Genomic DNA, 17751 nt, shown 5'->3' on the forward strand with positions numbered 1-17751 from the left:
CAGAGCGGCAATTAATGAGCTATACCGGCTAATCACTCGTGCAGTTCTTCGACACAGGAGTTTGGCAATGAACCTCAGAAACTCACTGGCAGCACTACTGGTCAGCGCAACCCTATTCGGCTGCGCTACATCATCAACCCCTAGTGTGAACGTTCCTTTGGTTGCCACGCAGCAGAACGCCGGTCAGATCGGCAATGTAACGTTGACGAGCTTTGACGATAAAACCGGATTAAATTTCTTTATCAGCGGTGCTCCAATGGGTGTCACCCTGCCCTTGCGCCTCTACACCTTCGTTTATAAAGGCAGCTGTCAGAAACCCGGGGCGGTCGCCTACTCGATGAACGAACAGGTCAACACCGAACGCCAGCCCATACGCGGCTGGACGTTATCAAGAACCGCGCCTGTTGAAATGTCGGTTCTGCTTTCCGGTGAGTACTCCATCATCGTGCGCACGGCACCGTCGGATGGCAACGTTGATATCTATTGTGGGGATATCAAGCAAGGTGTCACGACGAAGTAGCCACGATCCTTGGGATTCGACAGCTAGTCTTCAACGCGCCCCATGGCGTCACGATCGTGCTCGTATCGTCTTGTGAGCGCAAACGCCGGCAACCAGGACTCGCGACGCACTGTCCAGCTTTCGTAGGTCGGCTTGAGTTGGTCTGGAGCATCCAGGGAGCCCAGGTTCACTTCGACTTCGTCGGCGGTGCGGGCGAACACCGAGGAACCACAGCGAGGGCAGAAAAAACGCCCGGCATAATCGCGTGTTTCGCCTTCGATCATCACCGCCTCCTGAGGAAATATCGCGGACGCGTGAAAAAGCGCCCCATGGTGTTTGCGGCAGTCCAGACAATGACAAAGGCCGACCCGGTATGGGCGCCCCGATGCCACAAACCTGACATTGCCGCACAGGCAGCCGCCGGTGAATCGGTCCATGCTGCACCTCCTCTGAAATCAAGCACTCGCTGGCTACCTGGCCATTGCAGGTCAGGCTCAGGTCGACTTCGATGTCTGGCCTGTTCGACTTGCTGCAGCAACGGCGCGGACATAGAAACCCTACTGTGTTCCGACGAGGAATACGTTCCTCTTTGACGTTCAAAGGGGCGTTTCATAGCTTTTCAGCGCTTTTCATCAGATCAGTTTGACTGCATCAGGGGTTTTCACAGCAACGGAAAAGGCGCCGCGGTTTACTGCGTATCTAAGCTTCCGGCGCGTGTTCGGGACTGTTGTCGCAGGAGAGCCCATGAGCCTGGAACGTCTGAGCAAACTCATCTCGATAGGATTTGGTATTGCGTTGGTTGCCTGCCTGACTACCGTGGCACTGGATAAGTACTTTGGCAAGCAGGCCGACCAAGCCACTGATCGACGCCACCAGACCGTCACCCACGTTGCCCAATTGGGTACCCTCACCCGCGAACTGACTGAACTGGCTCGCCTTTATGTCAGCACTGGCGAGAAGCTGTTTCTGACCGAATATAACCAAAAGTGGCAGGACGGCCGGATATTCCACGAAGCTGCGCAGGAGCTCCGAGCGATTGGACTGAGCGCCGCCGAAACCCAATTGCTGGCCACGGTAGAGGCCATGGATATCAAGCAGACGGGCATGGAACGCCTGGCAATGGAGCAGAGCTGGCACCGAGAGGGTTCGTCACTGCTTTCAAGTACCACTTACATCAACTCCGAGTGGAATTTTGCTGATGCGCTTAACAAGCTGAGAGTCTCAACCACTCAACGCTTCAATAGCGACTTCGAGGCGGCTCGGCACAAAGCCGCGCTGGCCAGCTACGTCAATGCCTTGATGCAGTTGACTATATTGGTCGCGGGCCTACTGGCATTTTTGGTCATCCTGCGTCGCCAATTGGTGAAACCTCTGCTGAATCTTTCCGAACGCATCCGCCGCTTGCATGCCGGCGAAAATGTTGGGGAGTCGGTGCAGCACCACGGACTTGCCGAAGTCGTGACCCTGACCAAAGCATTCGATGCCTATGTCAATGTCAATGAAGAACTGCAACGAAAGCACTGGGTCAAGGTGCGCCTCAGCGAACTGGTGCAGGCGTTGCAGTTGTGCACCAGTCGGGAGGTGTTTACCGCAACGTTGCAGCAGAAACTGGGCGAATGCCTGGGTTGCAACACGGTTGTGCTATTCGACGCAGAGCCCGTCGTCAAGCGTACTGGCCAAGTGCACTACAGTTTGCCATTGCTGCAGGAGGGGCAGCAGTTGGCCAGCCTTGAACTCGATTTCGCCCATCGCCCGGATCTCGCCCAGCTCAAGCTGCTCGACAGCTTGCCCAACAAACTCGGCACACTGCTGAATTTGCTGCAACAGCGCACCCACAATCAGCAGTTATTGCAGCAGGCTCGCCTGCAGGCCCAGCAATTGGAGCGCCAGGCGGTGAAACTGCAACAGCGCCAGCAGTCCCTGGAAGCCACCGAGAGCTGGTATCGCGGCATCGTCGAGGTTGCCCCTAAAGCGCTGTTGGTGTTCGACGAGGACGGTGTGATCCTGGCCAACCAGGAAAGCGAAGTGACCTTTGGTTATGCCCCTGGCCGCCTACTTGGCCAGAACTACCGGACACTGATACCTGACAGCCAGCTCGAGGCCATTGATTCGATGCTCGAGCGAGTGCGTGTAACCAAGGTGCTCGACACGGGCGAGCTGATTGCCCTTCGTGCTGATGGTAGCGAGTTTCCTGCCGAGTTGCGCCTGAGCCTGCTGCCGGCGCGTGAGGATCGAGGGCAATGCCTGTGCGTTGCGATTCACGATCTCAGCCAGCGCAAAGCTGAAGAACGCAGCTTGCGTGAAGCGCACGAACAGCAGCAAGCCATCGTTACCGCGGCGCCCTATGGAATTGCACTGGTGCGTGGTGGTTTGATCGTACAGAGCAATTCGCGGCTGGACGAGTTGCTCGGTTATGAACCGGGCGAACAGTTGCAGCGCTCCCCGCTGGCTTGGCTTGATCAAGTCGCTTGGGCGGAGGCATTACTGGAGCTCGAAGCGGAGATTCGAAGGACATTGGACCGTGGCGACATCTTCAAGCAGCAGATACAGCTTTGCCGCAGGGACGCCAGCAGCTTCTGGGCAAGTGTGAGTGCACGTGCTGTTGCGCCCGGGTATCTGTCTTCGCGGGGTTCGATCTGGATCATCGAAGATATAACCGCCCAGCATGCGGCGGCGGACGAGATGCGGCAGGCGCGGCAACTGGCCGAGGACAGTGCACGCATCAAGACGGAGTTTCTGGCCAACATGAGCCACGAGATTCGCACGCCGATGAACGCCATCATCGGCATGACGTACCTGACCTTGAGGACGGAGCTGAACGAGCGTCAGCGCGACTACCTGAACAAGGTACAAAGCTCCAGCCGGCATTTGCTGGGCGTAATTGACGATGTTCTGGATTTTTCCAAGATCGAGGCCGGCAAGCTTCAGCTGGAGGCCCGCGACTTCGGCCTGGCGCAATTGCTGGAAGAAGTGCTCGATCAGGTGCGTCCACGTATTGCCGATAAAGGCTTGAACATGCGGCTCAACGTCGCTGCGGATGTGCCTGAACGATTGTGTGGCGATCCGCTTCGACTGCGGCAAATACTGCTCAACTACCTGAGCAATGCAGTGAAATTCACCGAACGTGGTCAGATCAGGGTTGAGGTGAGCCTGCGTGAGGCCGGCGCGGATGACGCTTTGCTTTACTTCAGCGTGACCGACAGCGGCATAGGGCTCTCGGCCGAGCAGTTAAAACATATGTTCCAGAGCTTCGAGCAGGCTGATACCTCCACCACACGACGCTTTGGTGGCACGGGCCTGGGGCTGGCCATTGCCAAACAACTGTCCGAGTTGATGGGTGGCCAGGTCGGTGTCCAGAGCGTGCCGGGTGAAGGCAGCAACTTCTGGTTTGAGGTCCGTTTGCTTTTGGCCCAGAGCACGGTCATTGATGACCTGTGCACAGGGGAGCAACCCTGCGACTGGCGAGTGGCCGAAGGGACTCGTGTTTTACTGGTAGAAGACAACGAGTTGAACCAGCAGGTCGCTGCCGAATTATTGCGCACGGTCGGTTGTTCCGTCGATATCGCGGCTGATGGCCGTCAGGCGCTCAATCGGTTATCTGCGCAGCGTTATGACCTGGTGTTTATGGATATGCAGATGCCGGTGCTCGATGGTCTGGCGGCCACCCGCCTGCTCCGTCGGCTGCACGGTCTGAGCAGCCTGCCCGTTATCGCGATGACCGCCAACGTCAGCAGGCGTGATCATGACGATTGTCTGGCGGCAGGCATGAATGATTATGTCAGCAAGCCCTTCGAACCGAAGACGCTCTACGCGGTTTTGCGACGCTGGCTGGCTGAAACACCGGCCCCAAAGCGCATCGTGGCGCCGGAGTCGGGTGCGAAGGTGAGTGGCGCTGAGGCGGGCTTGAAACTCGACGGTGTGGATATGGTTGCCGGGCTCCGAAGGGTATTGGGAAGGCACAGCTTGTATGCGGATGTGTTGCAAAGCTACCTGACCAGTCAGGGCCCCTTGCAGAAACAGTTGAGCGCGGCGCTGGCGGCAGGCGAGCTGGATAAAGCCGAGTTGTTGGCGCATAGCTGCAAGGGCGTATCAGCGACTATCGGTGCCGACACCATCGCGCAGGCAGCAGATGTTTTGGAGCAGGCACTGCGCGCAAAGCGACCACCTGATGAGTTGCAAATCTGTCTGGAGGCGTTGTCTGAACCCTTGGAGGCCCTGCTGAGGCAACTGCGAGAAAAGTTGCCCGGTGAGGTCGAAGTCGCGCAGGTAGTGGTCGATTTTGGCGAACTGCAACAAATCTGCCGACATCTCGATAACCTGCTGGGTGACTTTGATGCGCAGGCAGTGCCCTACTTTTCCTTACATGCGGGCGTACTGCGCGGCGCGTTTGCCAGCAGCTTTCAGTCCCTGGAAGGCGCTGTGACACGGTTTGATTTCGAGTGGGCGCGGGCCTGTCTGAGCGAGGCACTGCAGGCTTGTGGAACTGGCGCAATGAGTGAATAGAAACATAAGGGCAACACCCACTCATGCCTTTAAAAGCGCGTTGTTCAGAATTTTTCAGCGTTTTTCAGCGCCCGGCAGAGACCGTTCAATTCATTTCAGAGCAGATGTGTAGGTGGCATGCGTTACTGCCAGTCACTTGGCAGAAGCGACGGGCGGTACCTTTCCCCGCCGTGCTCCCGCGGTAGAAGCGTTTCCCCCCCGGCCGCTTTACCGCCCCATCTGTGACCCCGTCGAGAGAACGTCCAGTTGAACAGCTCAACCCCTAGACCCACCGTGCTGGTGGTCGACGATATGCCGACCAATCTGCAGCTGATCAGTGAACTGCTACGCGAGCTTTATCACGTCAGAATTGCGACCAGCGGTGCCCAGGCGTTGCAGATCGTTGATCGGGCGATACCGGATCTGATCCTGCTGGATGTGATGATGCCCGATATGGATGGCCATGAGGTCTGTCGTCGTCTCAAGGCTGATCCCAAGACATGTGATGTGCCGATCTTGTTTCTGAGCGCCCGCAATCTCGACGAAGATGAGTGCCTGGGGTTCGCGCTTGGAGCGACTGACTACCTGTACAAGCCGATCAACCCCCCCATCCTGCTGGCGCGGGTGCAGACACAGTTGCGCCTGAAGGCGACAACGGACCTGTTGCGTTCGCAGAATACGTATCTCGATCAGGAAGTATTGGCACGAACCCGTGAGCTGCAAGCCACCCATGACGTGACCATCCTGGCCCTTGCGTCATTGGCCGAGACCCGCGACAACGAGACCGGCAACCACCTGCGGCGCACGCAGCACTATGTCCGGTTGCTGGCCGAAAAACTAAGCGATCACCCGCGATTCAGCGCCCATTTGGATGATCAAAGCATTGAGCTGATGTTCAAGTCGGCACCGCTGCACGATATCGGCAAGGTCGGTATTGCTGACCAAATCCTGCTCAAGCCGGGGCGCTTTGAGCCTGCCGAGTTCGAAATCATGAAGACCCACGCCCGGCTGGGTTATCAGGCGTTGGTGCATGCCGAGGAAATGTTGGGCGCACAAGTGCCCTTCCTGCGCATCGCCAAGGAAATTGCGCTGTGCCATCACGAAAAATGGGATGGCAGCGGTTACCCCAATGGCCTCGCCGGTGACGCCATTCCTGTCAGCGCACGACTGATGGCAGTCGCCGATGTCTATGACGCGGTCATTAGCCGACGGGTGTACAAGTCAGAGATGAGCCATGAGACGGCCGCCGCGATCATCCGCGACGGCGCCGGTCAGCATTTTGATCCAGATGTGGCGGCGGCCTTCATTGCCCTCGAAAAAGAGTTTGAAACAATCTCCGAGCGCTACGCCGATACCCCAACCGAGGAGCCCCTTGACGCCATGGCCGGTTAACCGCTGGTGAGCAATGGTAGATGCAAGACAAAAGGTGCGGCTGTTACATCGGAGTAAAGATCATGAGTTGGGTCGTTGAGCACGCGCGGGCTATCAAGCGTAGTGGCTGGATTATAGTGGCCGTATTGTCGATTCTGACGGTCGCTGGCGTGATCGATCGCTATCAGAACCAACGCGTCATGTTGTTGGAGGGTCAGCAAACACTGCTGGCTCAACGAAGCGCCTGGGGATACTCCAGCCTGTTGAGCAATCTGCAAACCCATAAGTTGCAACAATCATTGCTGATGGCAAATCCGCCTCCGCAAGGATGCCTGTCAGACCCGTTCATTGCCGAGCACCAGAAGTCCACGCAGACCCAGACGGCGGATATCGACTGGCTATCACAGTACATACTGCGGGTGCCGAAACACCAACTGGCCGCTCTGCCCAAGCCACAGTCCCCATCCATGAGCCTGCGAGAAGGCGCTATCCGCATGACCAGCCGGCAACTCCTGGGCTACACCTGCGCAGTCATCCCCGAGCCAGTCGGATTCCGGTCATCTTCATCACCGCGATGACCGACCCCTCTACTCGTCGGCAGGGGCTGGAATTGGGTGCGGTCAATTTTGTGACCAAGCCCATCGAACCGGAGTTGTTACAGTTAAGGGTCAACAACCAGCTGCGTCATGTAGAGCAGCACAAACAGCTGCAGACCGACTATGACGATCTGTTGGCTCTGGCCAGTTTGCGCGACGACATCGAGCAGTTTGCCCGCGATGATCTGAAAGCGCCGCTCGTCTCGATTCTTGGGCTGGTACGTGCCCTGCTCGAAGATGGCAATCTGCTTCGTGGACAGCAGGGTGTGTTGCGCCTGCTGGAGCAAAACAGCCATCAGTTGCTCAACATGCTCACCCTCTCTGGCGAACTCTGCGAGGTAGCCAATGAAGGGCAGCACGATGACCGGGAGGATGGCCTGAGGCATTTTTCGCAGCTCGACAGTCTGCTACAGCATTGCGACGAAGCTGCGGCAATCGGATCGCGCGTAAGCGTTGCCGTGTAATGGCGATGACATTGCGTAACATCGATGAGAACCGGTCGGCTGTTCCAGTAACGACGCTGTTGGCCAAAGCCAAGAATGACCGCTTAACTCTAGAGGTCGACGACACGTCTTCGACTTACCTTTTTGCCTCATACAGATGGTCGACATGGGTCAACTGCTAATTGATGAACACTTGGTATTCGACGAGAACAACTTCCTGTTGTTTCGCGTTGAAGCCGCCAATGAGGAGCCTTTGCGCATAGGTGCAATCGCCAGCCGCTGCCTGGCCATGCTGCTCAGGTCGGGTGGGGAGGTGGTGCGCAAGCGCGAACTGATGGCCGGGGCCTGGGGGCAATACGGCCTGGAAGTGACCGACAACAGCCTGGCCCAGGTTGTCCGGCAATTGCGCCTGGCGCTGGAGAAACTGCAGCCCGATCGCGAATTCATCCAGACCTTGCCACGCATAGGTTACAAGCTCGCCGATGGCGTGAGAGTCGAGGAGTTGCCAGCCGCTGCGAATGCGGCGTCTGCCCCGTGTGCGGCTGAGCCTGGCAGCGAGGCGCCCGCCCCTGCTACGTCTCCTGTATCGACCGTGGCCGATGCCGAGGATGCCCCCGTCGAACCGCCATCAATCAAGGCAATGCCGCTGTCAGCCGATCCGGATTCAGGGGCTCTGCCAAAGCACCCGATAAAGTTACCAAGGCGTTGGGTGCTGTGGCTCGCACTGCCCCTTTGGGGCGTATTGGCATTTCTACTGGGAAAAATCTGGCTGGCACCGACTCTTGAGGTGGTACCGCCAGCGTTCGACGCGCCGGTAACGATGGATGACGTGCATGTGCATTTGTCCGCTCAAGAGGCACACCCCCCGGAGGTGGAACACCTCAAGCGGATGGTTCAGCAAAGCCGGAAACTGGCGGAGCATCTGGGCATTTCGGCGCAAAACATCCACCTGTACCTGTTACCGTCGCGTCGCGGGGCAGATCAGATTCTTTGCGATGGCGAACTGGAAACGGCGAGTAGTCGCTGCATTGGCGTACAACAACATGACTAGACGTGCCGCAAACGCGGGTTGGTGCCTGGCCTTCGTACTCGTTGGCCTGCTGGGTGTGGCCCTGGGGCGACTGTCGGGTGAGCAAAAGGACCTTTGGTGCTCCGGAGAGAGCGCACATCAAGTGCCATCCCCATCGCACCCTTCATGGCTGACGACGCGTTTCAGACTGGATTTGAGGCCCAGCGGGCTCAGCCATTTGCGCATGGTGGCCCAATTGATCGATGCCGACTCCGGGTCGAAATCAGATACCCTGCGCCGCAACAGCGCTTTTCGGGTGCAACAACAGGGGCACCGCTTGCAGGTCAATGTCGAGCGCAGCGCCAAAGGCGAAACGGATAGCACGATTCCTGAACTGGCGAACACACTGGGCCTGTATATTTTCCGCCCGGACAGCAGCCAGAGTTACTGGATGCGACCGTTGTCCGAGACGCGTTACCTGTTCGATGATGGTAATGACATGTTCATTTTGTGCAGTAAACGATGACACCGGCGAACGCCATCGTTCAGGACCACAAACACGCCTAATCTCTTGATATAGGGGAAACGGGATGACCAAAAAAACAGCGCGCCACTGCTGGTCATGGGTCCTCCCCTCCCTGCTTGCCATCAGCTTCGCGCTGACAGCGGGATGTTCAGGCAAAACTTCCAAGAATCGCTATTCGACCTCAAGCATAGGCTCCAATTGCTATGCAAAAGCGCTACCCACCGCCGGCGAGGGCGGCCTGGCCTGGGGCTCCACCCTGAACATCGCTCGCAAAAAATCCCTGGATAATTGCATTCGCTATGCCGGCCGCTCCGGGGGTACGCCGAAGACCTGCAAAGTGGTGTTGGCGGAGTGCAAAAATCAATAGGGGTAGAAAGCAGGCTCTGACGACGAACCCGGCCGTTCCACAGTGGTCACAACAACTGATGGCATTGCCCTTGATCAGTGGCCTTGGGCTTTCTGCATTCAAGCGCGACGCTTGCGATCCACACATTTCAGGGTGCGCCGGATAACTTCAGTAGGTTCAGTTCCCGTCTCACGCAGGCGCTGACTGCTGCTCTCATCCAATGCTCCCCTCTCGGAGTACGGAAATGACTCAATCAATGCGCTTCTTTCTATCGATCTTCCTCGCGACAGCAACATTGGCCTCGACGAGCCTCCTGAACAGTGCCGGTGCGGCCACCGCAGAGGATCTGAACAAAGAATCTCAGCAAGCATTGGATATGCTCTACAAGGCCAATCCGGCAGCCAAATCCATCTCGCAAAAAGCCAAGGCGGTGCTGGTCTTCCCGAAAATCATCAAGGCGGGCCTGGTATTCGGCGGCAGCTATGGCGAAGGCGTATTAATGAAGGGTACGACCGTCGTGGACTATTACAACTCCGTCAGCGGGTCATGGGGGCTACAGGCGGGCGCCCAGTCCTATGGCTATGCAGTATTTCTGATGAATGATAAAGCGCTGAAATACATAGCTGAAACCAAGGGTTGGGAAGTTGGCGTAGGGCCAACCGTGGTTGTCGTGAATGAAGGGATTGCGAAGAACCTGTCCAGCTCGACGCTGAAAGACGACGCATATGCATTCATCTTCGACCAGCAAGGGTTAATGGCTGGGGTCAGCATCGAGGGCTCGAAAATTTCCCTGATCAAACGCTAAAAGCGGCCGTCAGGTCGGTTTCTGCCCAACGTAACAGGCAGAAATCGGCCAAGCATGAATCACCCCATCGGTTGCCTCCAACCTTTGGGGTGCAGCCCATTAAGTGGAAGCCATCAAGTGCGGCCCACGGAACCTGTGACCGGTAGGTTACCCAGCAACTTGAGCCCCGTGGTTTTCACGAAAGCGTCATAGTCCATCGGTCTCTCGATACGGGTTTCTGCGTTGGGTAGCACGTACGCCCAGGCACGCTGGGACGATGCGTCGTAGACCAGCTTGAACAGGCGCGTCGGCACCCAGACCTTGTTGTCGCCAATGGTGGTGTGGCCCGGGTCAAACAGCGGACCGGTAAAGACATAAACATTGCCCTCGGCGCGCTTGGCGAACTTCCTGACGTCAGACTCGACCTTGCTCCAGATCTTCCGGTTGTTGGTGGGATCTTGCGGCACCATGTTTGACAGCGCGAAGGATTGGGCCATTGCATTGGGGTTCGGTGCATCGGCTGCCGGGGATTGATGGCCGCGGTCCACCGCCGGGTGTTGGCTACGGTAGTCGCTCAACTCTGCCCGTCCACGCTTGGGAATGCGTGGGTCCGGATAGAACTGGTTGGTGCGCTCCTCCCCTTTGGCATCTTGAAGCTGGGCGGCATTAAGACGCTCGACTACTACCAGTGGCGTCTTGCTGGTTTGCGAGTACAGCACCGCGAAGTGGTCCGAACACAGGGCCAAGGGGTTCATGGTTGCAGGCACAGTGGCCACGTTGATCGGTTTGGCTCCCGGGAACAGATCTGTACAGCCGTCGAACGATGCCTGCTTCTGCTTGTTTGAATAAAGGTCCAGCGCCGCGTTCTGGCTGATCGAGCCCGAGCGGGACACTGGTGCCTGTTGCTGGGTGGGCGGCTTGATGAAATCCAGCAGGCTACGGGCTTCTGCCCCGGTCGAGAGCAAAACAAGGGCCGACAGCCCAACTGCAATTTTGCGTAGGTACATGCGTTAGATCTTCGAATGGGATTTAGAGGTAAACGTACGGCGGTCCCGATTCACGGAACCAGATGCAGGCGGTTGCTGGTTATAGGGCGGGGTACATGCTTTCACTGTCCTTGATCAAAATACCGGGGCGGATCCGGTTGGCGCCGAACGTATGAGCGCTGACGCTCATGCGGGGTTTATTGACCATCGCAAATCCCATTAGTGCTGAGCGGCGGCTGCATTCTACTCGCCAATTCGAAATCAGTGTTTGGCAATCAATCACATTTGCGTATGATAGTTATTCTCAAACAATACCTAATCAAATGTGAGTTCGCATGACCGCCCCACTCCTCCAGTGTTCAAAAAACTCCGTTACGCCGCGCGCGCCTTTGGCACTGCGCCCTTTGGCTCTCGCAGTGCACATGCTTGCAGCCGGTACAGCCTTCGCTGCGCCCTGGGTGCAGGCGGCGGAACAGACTGAGCAGACCGAGACGGGCAGCTCTTTGACCTTGGCTCCTATCGCTATCACGGAGACCGCCACGGGTGAACGCCTCTGCGTCACCGAAGGCACCCATTCATACACGACTGACGCTGCACGCACGGCCACGCCATTTGACATGTCACTGCGAGACACGCCGCAGTCGGTCAGCGTCGTCACCCAACAGCGCATACAGGACCAGGATCTGCAGACGATCCTCGACGTGGTCAACAATGCCACCGGTGTGTCGGTCAACCGCTACGAAACAAGCCGGGCGCAATTCAACGCCCGTGGCTTTGAACTCAACTCGCTAATGATCGATGGCGTGCCCACCATCTTTGAACAGCCATGGAGTTCAGGGGAGATTTTCAGCAGCCTGGCCATGTATGACCGCGTTGAAATAGTACGCGGCGCCAACGGTTTGATGACCGGTGCCGGCGATCCTTCCGCGTCCATTAATATGGTGCGCAAGCGCGCTTACAGTACTGATCTGAAGGGTTCGGTAGAACTGAGCGGCGGCACGTGGGACACCTATGGAGCGCTAGCCGATGTGTCCACTGCGCTGAACGAGGAAGGCACTATTCGCGCGCGGTTGGTCGGTGAGACCAACGACGGTGACACGTGGATCCATATGAACTCGAACAAGCGCCAAACCCTCTACGGCACCATGGATATCGACCTGACTCCCGACACCACGCTCTGGTTCGGTTTGAGCCATCAAGAAAACAACGCCGACTCGCCGATGTGGGGCGGTCTGCCAGTGTGGTACGCAGATGGCAGCCGCACCAACTGGAGCCGCTCGAAGACAACCTCCGCCAATTGGAGCAAGTGGGACACCACCTTCGATACCTACTTCGTCAATCTCGATCACACCTTTGCCAACGACTGGCAAGTCAATCTCAGCTACAACCGTGGCGAGCGCACCGGCGATTCTTCCCTGCTGTACCTCTCAGGCAACCCAGGGCAGAACGGTAGCGCCCCTATGTCTTCGTTCCCGGCGACCTACAAGACCAAGACCACCCAGGACGACTACGGCATCCGCGTCAATGGCCCGTTCTCGCTGTTGGGTCGCCAGCACGAATTGGCCTTTGGTTATGTGGACAGCAAGCAGAAATTCGACGCCGATTCACTCGACGCGCAAACAGGCTTTGAGGGTGTTGCCAATTTCGATGCCTACAACGGCCATTTCCCCGAGCCGATTTGGGGCCCGAGGACAGATTATGGCTACAGCGAGACCCGGCAGAAAGGGCTATACGCAGCCACCCGCTTGAACGTGACCGACGATTTGAAAGTGATTCTTGGCGCGCGTGAGAGCTGGTACGAGAAGACCAGTGATGACATCTTTTCAGAAGTCAGCAAGACCGATGTCGATCATGAGCTGACCCCCTATGCAGGCGTCGTCTACGACCTCACCGAAAACCTCTCGGCCTATGCCAGCTACACGGAAATCTTCCTGCCGCAGTCGGTACGCGACAGCAGTGGCCAGCAATTGGAGCCCATCGTTGGCGAGAACAAGGAAATCGGTCTCAAGGGTGCGTACTTCGGTGGCCGTTTGAACGCCTCCGCTGCGATTTTCCAGATCAACCAGGAAAACCTGGGCCAGAACACGGGCGTGCTGATCGATCCTTCGAACCCCGTCGGCGGCTTCGCGTTCGAGGCCAGTGAAGGCGCAACCAGCAAGGGCTTCGAGCTGGAAGTGTCCGGCGAGCTCGCTACGGACTGGAATGCAACAGTGGGTTACACCCAGTTCAAGGTCGACGATGCCAACGGCGACGACGTCAACACCCTGTACCCGACCAAGCTGCTGCGAACGTTTACCGCCTACCGTCTGCCAGGGGCTTTCAACAAGCTGACCATTGGCGGCGGGGTTAACTGGCAAGACTCGATCTACACCTACGCCATCAACCCGGCAGGCAACTCCGAGAAGATCCAGCAGGATGCCTATGCGCTGGTCAACCTGATGGCTCGCTACGAGATCACCGAAAACCTCTCGGCTCAGGTGAATGCGAACAACGTCACCGATGAGAAGTACTTCGACATCTTCGATGCCTTCGGTGCCCTGACGTACGGTGCACCGCGTAGCCTTACTGCTTCCGCGAAGTACCGCTTCTAAGCTACCAGGTGGGGTGGCGCTGCTCTGTGCTACCCCCCAACCCCCAGGTGAACACGACGCAGAAAACACAAAAGTTCGGAAAATCAGATTAGAAGCGACTGCGCGATTCTTGAATGAACAACGCCGGGATGTACACTTATTACTCAACTCGGAAAAGAGAAATGAAGGTTTGCTTGGAGCAGCAAATCGCTACTGCGACTGAAAGGTCTGCAGGTAAGCCAGCAGGTTGTCGATCTTTTCCGGATCGCTGAGCCCCCAGAAAATCATGCGGGTGCCGGGGACCACTGCTTTCGGTGCTTCGAGGTAGGCGGTCAGTGTTTCGCGAGTCCAGACGATACCGGCGGATTTCATCGCGTCGGAATACTGATAATCCGTAGTGCTGCCCGAATGTCGTCCAAAGATGCCATTGAGCTGCGGACCAAATGAACCCCGTGCCGATTCCCCAACCTGGTGGCAACCCCCGCAGATCCGTTTGAACAGTGTCGCACCCGCTTCCGCATCGCCGGCCGCGTGTGCCGGGAGGCTGAACAAACCTGCATTGAGAAGACAGGTGAGGGTGATGAATACGGCGGATTGCTTCATGTTCTGTTCCCGAATGTGTAGAGCCAGGCACGAGTGAATCAATGGGCGCCTACTTGCAGACGCAAAAGTCTACGTAAAGAATGGCTGTCTTCGTAGCCCGACGCATCGGCGCCTGACAAACATCTCACTGGAGACACCTGTGCCCCCGCTGACCGCCCGCGAGGTTTACCAGACATTGCGCGACGCCGCCCTGGGCATTCACCCTTTGCGGCGCCTCGACAAACCCACCGGGCCCGGCCAGGTGCAGGTCGACATCGAGGGCTGGCAGCTAACTCTCGACGTCGATGGCGCCCATGTGCGCCACTGCCAACGCTGCCGCAGCCCCGACGGCCGCGAGGGTGATCTCGACAGCTGGCAACGTTACGGCACCGACCCAGTCAGTTTTCTCAGCGCATGGAAGCTGGCGCAGATTGAGCGGCTGCTGACCGGGCAAACGCCACCGATGGAAAAGCCCGTTAAACCGTGATGCCGATCAGTTAAGCCATCGCGAACCTCGTAGCAGCTGGCGAAGCCTGCGTCCGGCTGCTACGGATTGTCTCGCTCTTTAAATGAACAGCAATTGGGCTAAACCAGGCTGTACCCGGCAACCGGAAGGGTTCTGCGCATTCTGCTGGATCACTTGGCCGGTTTACGCCGAGCCGCCGCCCGCGACAGGTTGAGCGCCACGGCGGCACCAATCAACGCCTTCAACGCTTTGTCATCCAGCGTTTCACCCTCATGCACATCAATGGCTCGTCGGGTGTTGCCCTCAAGACTGGCATTGAACAAACCTGAAGGGTCCTCCAGCGAGGCGCCCTGGGCGAAGGTCATTTTGACGACGCTCTTGTACGTTTCTCCGGTGCAGAGGATGCCGGCGTGAGACCACACCGGTACGCCCCGCCACTTCCATTCCTCGATAACGTCGGGGTCGGCCTGGCGGATCAACGTTCGGATGTGACCGAGCATCTCGCCCTGCCAATCATCCAGCGCCTTGATTCTCGCGTCTATTTGTTGCGAGGCCGCGACTTGCGCCTCTGCAGACGTCGTGTCCTTTTTCATCAGAGTGATCACCTTCTTCATGAGGGTTTTGACCCGCCTCATGATAGTTGTCGCTCGCCTTATGCTCGAGTGTCACTGACTGACGGCGCCCACATCAGGCTCGCACCGCGGACAACGTTTCCTCTGCTCCCGGCTTAATGCCAAAATGCAACGCTCAGGTCACCCGTCCAGCCCCTGTCGCGTAATGCAGTGCAACGAGAATCGATATGAACACCCATTTTCAGATAAGTGATGCCCCTGAATCCCACGTCTCCCATCAGCAGCCGGCGGTAACAGCATGATTGAGGTCACTGAGGTTTCCATTGCGCAACTGCGTGCTGCGCTCGAATCCGGCCAGACAACGGCGGTCGAGCTGGTGCAGGCTTATCTCGCCAGGATCAATGCCTACGACGGTGCCGACACCCCTACCGCCCTCAACGCGGTCGTGGTTCGCAACCCCGACGCGCTCAACGAAGCGCAAGCGTCCGATACCCGTCGGGCCAAAGGCGAGACGCTGGGGCCGCTCGATGGCATCCCCTACACGGCCAAGGACAGTTATCTGGTGAAGGGGCTGACCGCTGCGTCCGGAAGCCCCGCCTTCGCCCACCTGATTGCTTATCGCGATGCGTTCACCATCGAACGCCTGCGTGGCGCCGGCGCTATCTGCCTGGGCAAGACCAACATGCCGCCCATGGCCAACGGCGGCATGCAGCGCGGGGTCTATGGCCGCGCCGAGAGCCCGTACAACGCGGACTACCTCACCGCGCCGTTCGCCTCGGGTTCCTCCAACGGTGCCGGCACGGCAACCGCCGCCAGTTTCGCCGCGTTCGGCCTTGCGGAAGAAACCTGGTCGAGTGGACGCGGTCCTGCCTCGAACAATGGTTTGTGCGCCTATACGCCCTCGCGCGGGGTGATTTCGGTGCGCGGCAACTGGCCGTTGACGCCGACCATGGACGTGGTCGTGCCGTTTGCCAGAACCATGGCAGACCTGCTGGAGGTGCTCGACGTGGTGGTGGCCGAAGACCCGGACACACGCGGCGATTTGTGGCGGATGCAACCCTGGGTGCCGATTCCGAGTGTCACCTCGGTCCGTCCTGCCTCCTATCATGAACTGGCCGCGCAACCCGAGGCTCTCGCCGGCAAGCGTTTCGGCGTACCGCGCATGTACATCAACAAAGACCTCGAGGCAGGCACCAGCGAGGCGCCGGGTATCGGCGGGCCGACGGGGCAGCGAATCAACACCCGCGACTCGGTGATCGGTCTGTGGGAAGCGGCTCGCCAGGCGCTCGAAGCGGCCGGCGCGGAAGTGGTCGAAGTCGACTTTCCGCTGGTTTCCAATTGCGAAGGCGACCGTCCGGGAGCGCCGACCGTGTTCAATCGCGGCATCGTATCCAAAGAGTTCCTTCACCATGAGTTGTGGGACCTGACGGCTTGGGCGTTCGATGACTTCCTTCAGGCCAATGGCGATCCGAAGTTGAACCGCCTGGTCGACGTCGACGGACCGCTGATTTTCCCCCACGACCCCGGCACGCTTCCCAACCGCGAGGGCGACCTTGCGGCCGGCATGGACGAATATGTGCGGATGGCCGAGCGCGGCATCACGCAGTGGAACGAGATCACCACGGTGCCTGATGGTTTGCGAGGGCTTGAACACACGCGGCGTATCGATCTTGAGGAGTGGATGGATCGCTTGGGGCTCGATGCGGTGCTGTTCCCGACGGTCGCCGATGTCGGTCCGGCAAACGCCGATGTCGATCCGGCGTCTGCGGACATCGCGTGGAGCAACGGCATCTGGGTCGCCAATGGCAACCTCGCCATCCGCCACCTGGGCGTGCCCACGGTCACCGTGCCGATGGGTGTGATGCCGGACATCGGCATGCCCGTCGGGCTGACCTTCGCCGGTCGCGCCTATGACGATTCGTCGCTGCTGCGCCTGGCCTCGGCATTTGAAGCGACCGGGTCGAAACGCTTGATCCCGCCGCGTACCCCGCCGCTGCCTGACCAGCAGTAAACATCGAGCGGGATTGGGGCTGTGCAGGCTCCAATCCCGCTCAACGATTTAGCCCTTGGCCGCCATCGCGGTGACTTCCACACGCATGCCTTCGACCGCCAGAGCGGCCACGCCCACAGCGGCGCGAACCGGCCACGGCTTGGCGAAGAAACGCTTATAGACTTCGTTGAATGCGGCACGGTCGGCCATGTCGGTGAGGTAGATGGTCAGGTGCAACACCCGATCCATCGAACTGCCGGCGCGCTCCAGTGCGACTTTGAGCGCTTGCAGCGTGCATTCGCTCTGCTCGACGATGCCACCCAACTCCAGACTGCCGTCAGCGCGAGTGGGAATCTGCGTGGAGACCAGCAGGCCGCCGAAACCGGCAACGTCGGAGGAGATGGAATCCTGGTCTGGATCTGGGGTGAACGTGATGTCTTGGTTGGCCATGGGGATCTCATGCTTGAGGTGATAAGGGGCTGTCGCGTATCAGGCGCGCAGTTTACAACGCCCACGGCGTAATGCTGTT

At 58.4% G+C, this 17751-nt stretch carries 17 protein-coding genes; 12 read left to right on the forward strand and 5 right to left on the reverse strand.

Annotation, left to right across the window (positions count from 1 at the left end; translation table 11 throughout):
* Positions 1 to 67 precede the first annotated feature (67 nt).
* Positions 68 to 520, forward strand: coding sequence for a hypothetical protein (locus ACA048_RS17550; protein WP_497625561.1), 453 nt, complete (start codon positions 68 to 70; stop codon positions 518 to 520).
* Between the two features lie 23 nt (positions 521 to 543).
* On the opposite strand, the gene ACA048_RS17555 is transcribed toward ACA048_RS17550, so the two are convergent.
* A complete protein-coding gene (locus tag ACA048_RS17555) occupies positions 544 to 936 on the reverse strand; it encodes a GFA family protein (protein WP_497625562.1) in 393 nt (130 codons plus the stop codon).
* 307 nt (positions 937 to 1243) lie between these two features.
* On the opposite strand from ACA048_RS17555, the gene ACA048_RS17560 reads away from it, so the two are divergent.
* From ACA048_RS17560 to ACA048_RS17595, 8 genes are all read left to right on the forward strand, one after another.
* The gene (locus ACA048_RS17560; protein WP_497625563.1) at positions 1244 to 5002 is read left to right on the forward strand and encodes an ATP-binding protein; all 3759 of its coding nucleotides are present in this window, start codon (positions 1244 to 1246) and stop codon (positions 5000 to 5002) included.
* Positions 5003 to 5248: 246 nt separating this feature from the next.
* Positions 5249 to 6373 (forward strand): response regulator, encoded by a 1125-nt coding sequence (locus ACA048_RS17565; RefSeq protein WP_497625564.1) that lies wholly within the window; start codon positions 5249 to 5251, stop codon positions 6371 to 6373.
* 62 nt (positions 6374 to 6435) lie between these two features.
* Positions 6436 to 6930, forward strand: a complete 495-nt coding sequence (locus tag ACA048_RS17570) for a hypothetical protein (protein ID WP_497625565.1) — start codon at positions 6436 to 6438, stop codon at positions 6928 to 6930.
* Positions 6927 to 7412 (forward strand): response regulator, encoded by a 486-nt coding sequence (locus ACA048_RS17575; RefSeq protein ID WP_497625566.1) that lies wholly within the window; start codon positions 6927 to 6929, stop codon positions 7410 to 7412. The genes ACA048_RS17570 and ACA048_RS17575 overlap by 4 nt, the downstream gene beginning before the upstream one ends.
* 145 nt (positions 7413 to 7557) lie before the next feature.
* Positions 7558 to 8442, forward strand: a complete 885-nt coding sequence (locus tag ACA048_RS17580) for a winged helix-turn-helix domain-containing protein (protein WP_497625567.1) — start codon at positions 7558 to 7560, stop codon at positions 8440 to 8442.
* Complete coding sequence (locus ACA048_RS17585) at positions 8435 to 8926, forward strand: hypothetical protein (protein ID WP_497625568.1); 492 nt, start codon at positions 8435 to 8437, stop codon at positions 8924 to 8926. Before ACA048_RS17580 ends, ACA048_RS17585 begins: the two co-directional genes overlap by 8 nt.
* A 64-nt stretch (positions 8927 to 8990) precedes the next feature.
* Entirely contained in the window at positions 8991 to 9293 is a 303-nt protein-coding gene (locus ACA048_RS17590) for a hypothetical protein (protein ID WP_497625569.1), read from the forward strand.
* Positions 9294 to 9516: 223 nt separating this feature from the next.
* The gene (locus ACA048_RS17595; RefSeq protein ID WP_497625570.1) at positions 9517 to 10077 is read left to right on the forward strand and encodes a lipid-binding SYLF domain-containing protein; all 561 of its coding nucleotides are present in this window, start codon (positions 9517 to 9519) and stop codon (positions 10075 to 10077) included.
* A 113-nt stretch (positions 10078 to 10190) separates the two neighbouring features.
* Here ACA048_RS17595 and ACA048_RS17600 read toward each other — a convergent pair whose 3' ends face one another.
* Positions 10191 to 11063, reverse strand: a complete 873-nt coding sequence (locus ACA048_RS17600) for a DNA/RNA non-specific endonuclease (RefSeq protein WP_497625571.1) — start codon at positions 11061 to 11063, stop codon at positions 10191 to 10193.
* 401 nt (positions 11064 to 11464) lie between these two features.
* On the opposite strand from ACA048_RS17600, the gene ACA048_RS17605 reads away from it, so the two are divergent.
* Positions 11465 to 13633, forward strand: a complete 2169-nt coding sequence (locus ACA048_RS17605; protein ID WP_497629887.1) for a TonB-dependent siderophore receptor — start codon at positions 11465 to 11467, stop codon at positions 13631 to 13633.
* Positions 13634 to 13822: 189 nt separating this feature from the next.
* Here the strand turns inward: ACA048_RS17605 and ACA048_RS17610 are convergent, their stop codons facing one another.
* Entirely contained in the window at positions 13823 to 14215 is a 393-nt protein-coding gene (locus ACA048_RS17610) for a c-type cytochrome (protein WP_497625572.1), read from the reverse strand.
* A 139-nt stretch (positions 14216 to 14354) separates the two neighbouring features.
* On the opposite strand from ACA048_RS17610, the gene ACA048_RS17615 reads away from it, so the two are divergent.
* Positions 14355 to 14681: a DUF7693 family protein gene (locus ACA048_RS17615; RefSeq protein ID WP_497625573.1), complete on the forward strand. Its 327-nt coding sequence runs from the start codon at positions 14355 to 14357 to the stop codon at positions 14679 to 14681.
* 149 nt (positions 14682 to 14830) lie between these two features.
* Here ACA048_RS17615 and ACA048_RS17620 read toward each other — a convergent pair whose 3' ends face one another.
* Positions 14831 to 15253: a DUF1801 domain-containing protein gene (locus ACA048_RS17620; RefSeq protein ID WP_497625574.1), complete on the reverse strand. Its 423-nt coding sequence runs from the start codon at positions 15251 to 15253 to the stop codon at positions 14831 to 14833.
* A gap of 277 nt (positions 15254 to 15530) precedes the next feature.
* Between ACA048_RS17620 and ACA048_RS17625 the strand changes: the two genes are divergently transcribed.
* Positions 15531 to 17243, forward strand: coding sequence for an amidase (locus ACA048_RS17625; RefSeq protein ID WP_497625575.1), 1713 nt, complete (start codon positions 15531 to 15533; stop codon positions 17241 to 17243).
* Between the two features lie 48 nt (positions 17244 to 17291).
* On the opposite strand, the gene ACA048_RS17630 is transcribed toward ACA048_RS17625, so the two are convergent.
* Positions 17292 to 17672, reverse strand: a complete 381-nt coding sequence (locus tag ACA048_RS17630) for a RidA family protein (RefSeq protein ID WP_223520350.1) — start codon at positions 17670 to 17672, stop codon at positions 17292 to 17294.
* Positions 17673 to 17751: the final 79 nt, after the last annotated feature.

The sequence above is a fragment of the Pseudomonas sp. LBUM1659 genome (assembly GCF_059716045.1).

Coding starts and splice junctions, on each gene's coding strand:
- ACA048_RS17550 (WP_497625561.1), top strand. CDS start 68: ATGAACCTCAGAAACTCACTGGCAGCACTACTGGTCAGCGCAACCCTA.
- ACA048_RS17555 (WP_497625562.1), bottom strand. CDS start 936: ATGGACCGATTCACCGGCGGCTGCCTGTGCGGCAATGTCAGGTTTGTG.
- ACA048_RS17560 (WP_497625563.1), top strand. CDS start 1,244: ATGAGCCTGGAACGTCTGAGCAAACTCATCTCGATAGGATTTGGTATT.
- ACA048_RS17570 (WP_497625565.1), top strand. CDS start 6,436: ATGAGTTGGGTCGTTGAGCACGCGCGGGCTATCAAGCGTAGTGGCTGG.
- ACA048_RS17575 (WP_497625566.1), top strand. CDS start 6,927: ATGACCGACCCCTCTACTCGTCGGCAGGGGCTGGAATTGGGTGCGGTC.
- ACA048_RS17580 (WP_497625567.1), top strand. CDS start 7,558: ATGGGTCAACTGCTAATTGATGAACACTTGGTATTCGACGAGAACAAC.
- ACA048_RS17585 (WP_497625568.1), top strand. CDS start 8,435: ATGACTAGACGTGCCGCAAACGCGGGTTGGTGCCTGGCCTTCGTACTC.
- ACA048_RS17590 (WP_497625569.1), top strand. CDS start 8,991: ATGACCAAAAAAACAGCGCGCCACTGCTGGTCATGGGTCCTCCCCTCC.
- ACA048_RS17595 (WP_497625570.1), top strand. CDS start 9,517: ATGACTCAATCAATGCGCTTCTTTCTATCGATCTTCCTCGCGACAGCA.
- ACA048_RS17600 (WP_497625571.1), bottom strand. CDS start 11,063: ATGTACCTACGCAAAATTGCAGTTGGGCTGTCGGCCCTTGTTTTGCTC.
- ACA048_RS17605 (WP_497629887.1), top strand. CDS start 11,465: ATGCTTGCAGCCGGTACAGCCTTCGCTGCGCCCTGGGTGCAGGCGGCG.
- ACA048_RS17610 (WP_497625572.1), bottom strand. CDS start 14,215: ATGAAGCAATCCGCCGTATTCATCACCCTCACCTGTCTTCTCAATGCA.
- ACA048_RS17620 (WP_497625574.1), bottom strand. CDS start 15,253: ATGAAAAAGGACACGACGTCTGCAGAGGCGCAAGTCGCGGCCTCGCAA.
- ACA048_RS17625 (WP_497625575.1), top strand. CDS start 15,531: ATGATTGAGGTCACTGAGGTTTCCATTGCGCAACTGCGTGCTGCGCTC.
- ACA048_RS17630 (WP_223520350.1), bottom strand. CDS start 17,672: ATGGCCAACCAAGACATCACGTTCACCCCAGATCCAGACCAGGATTCC.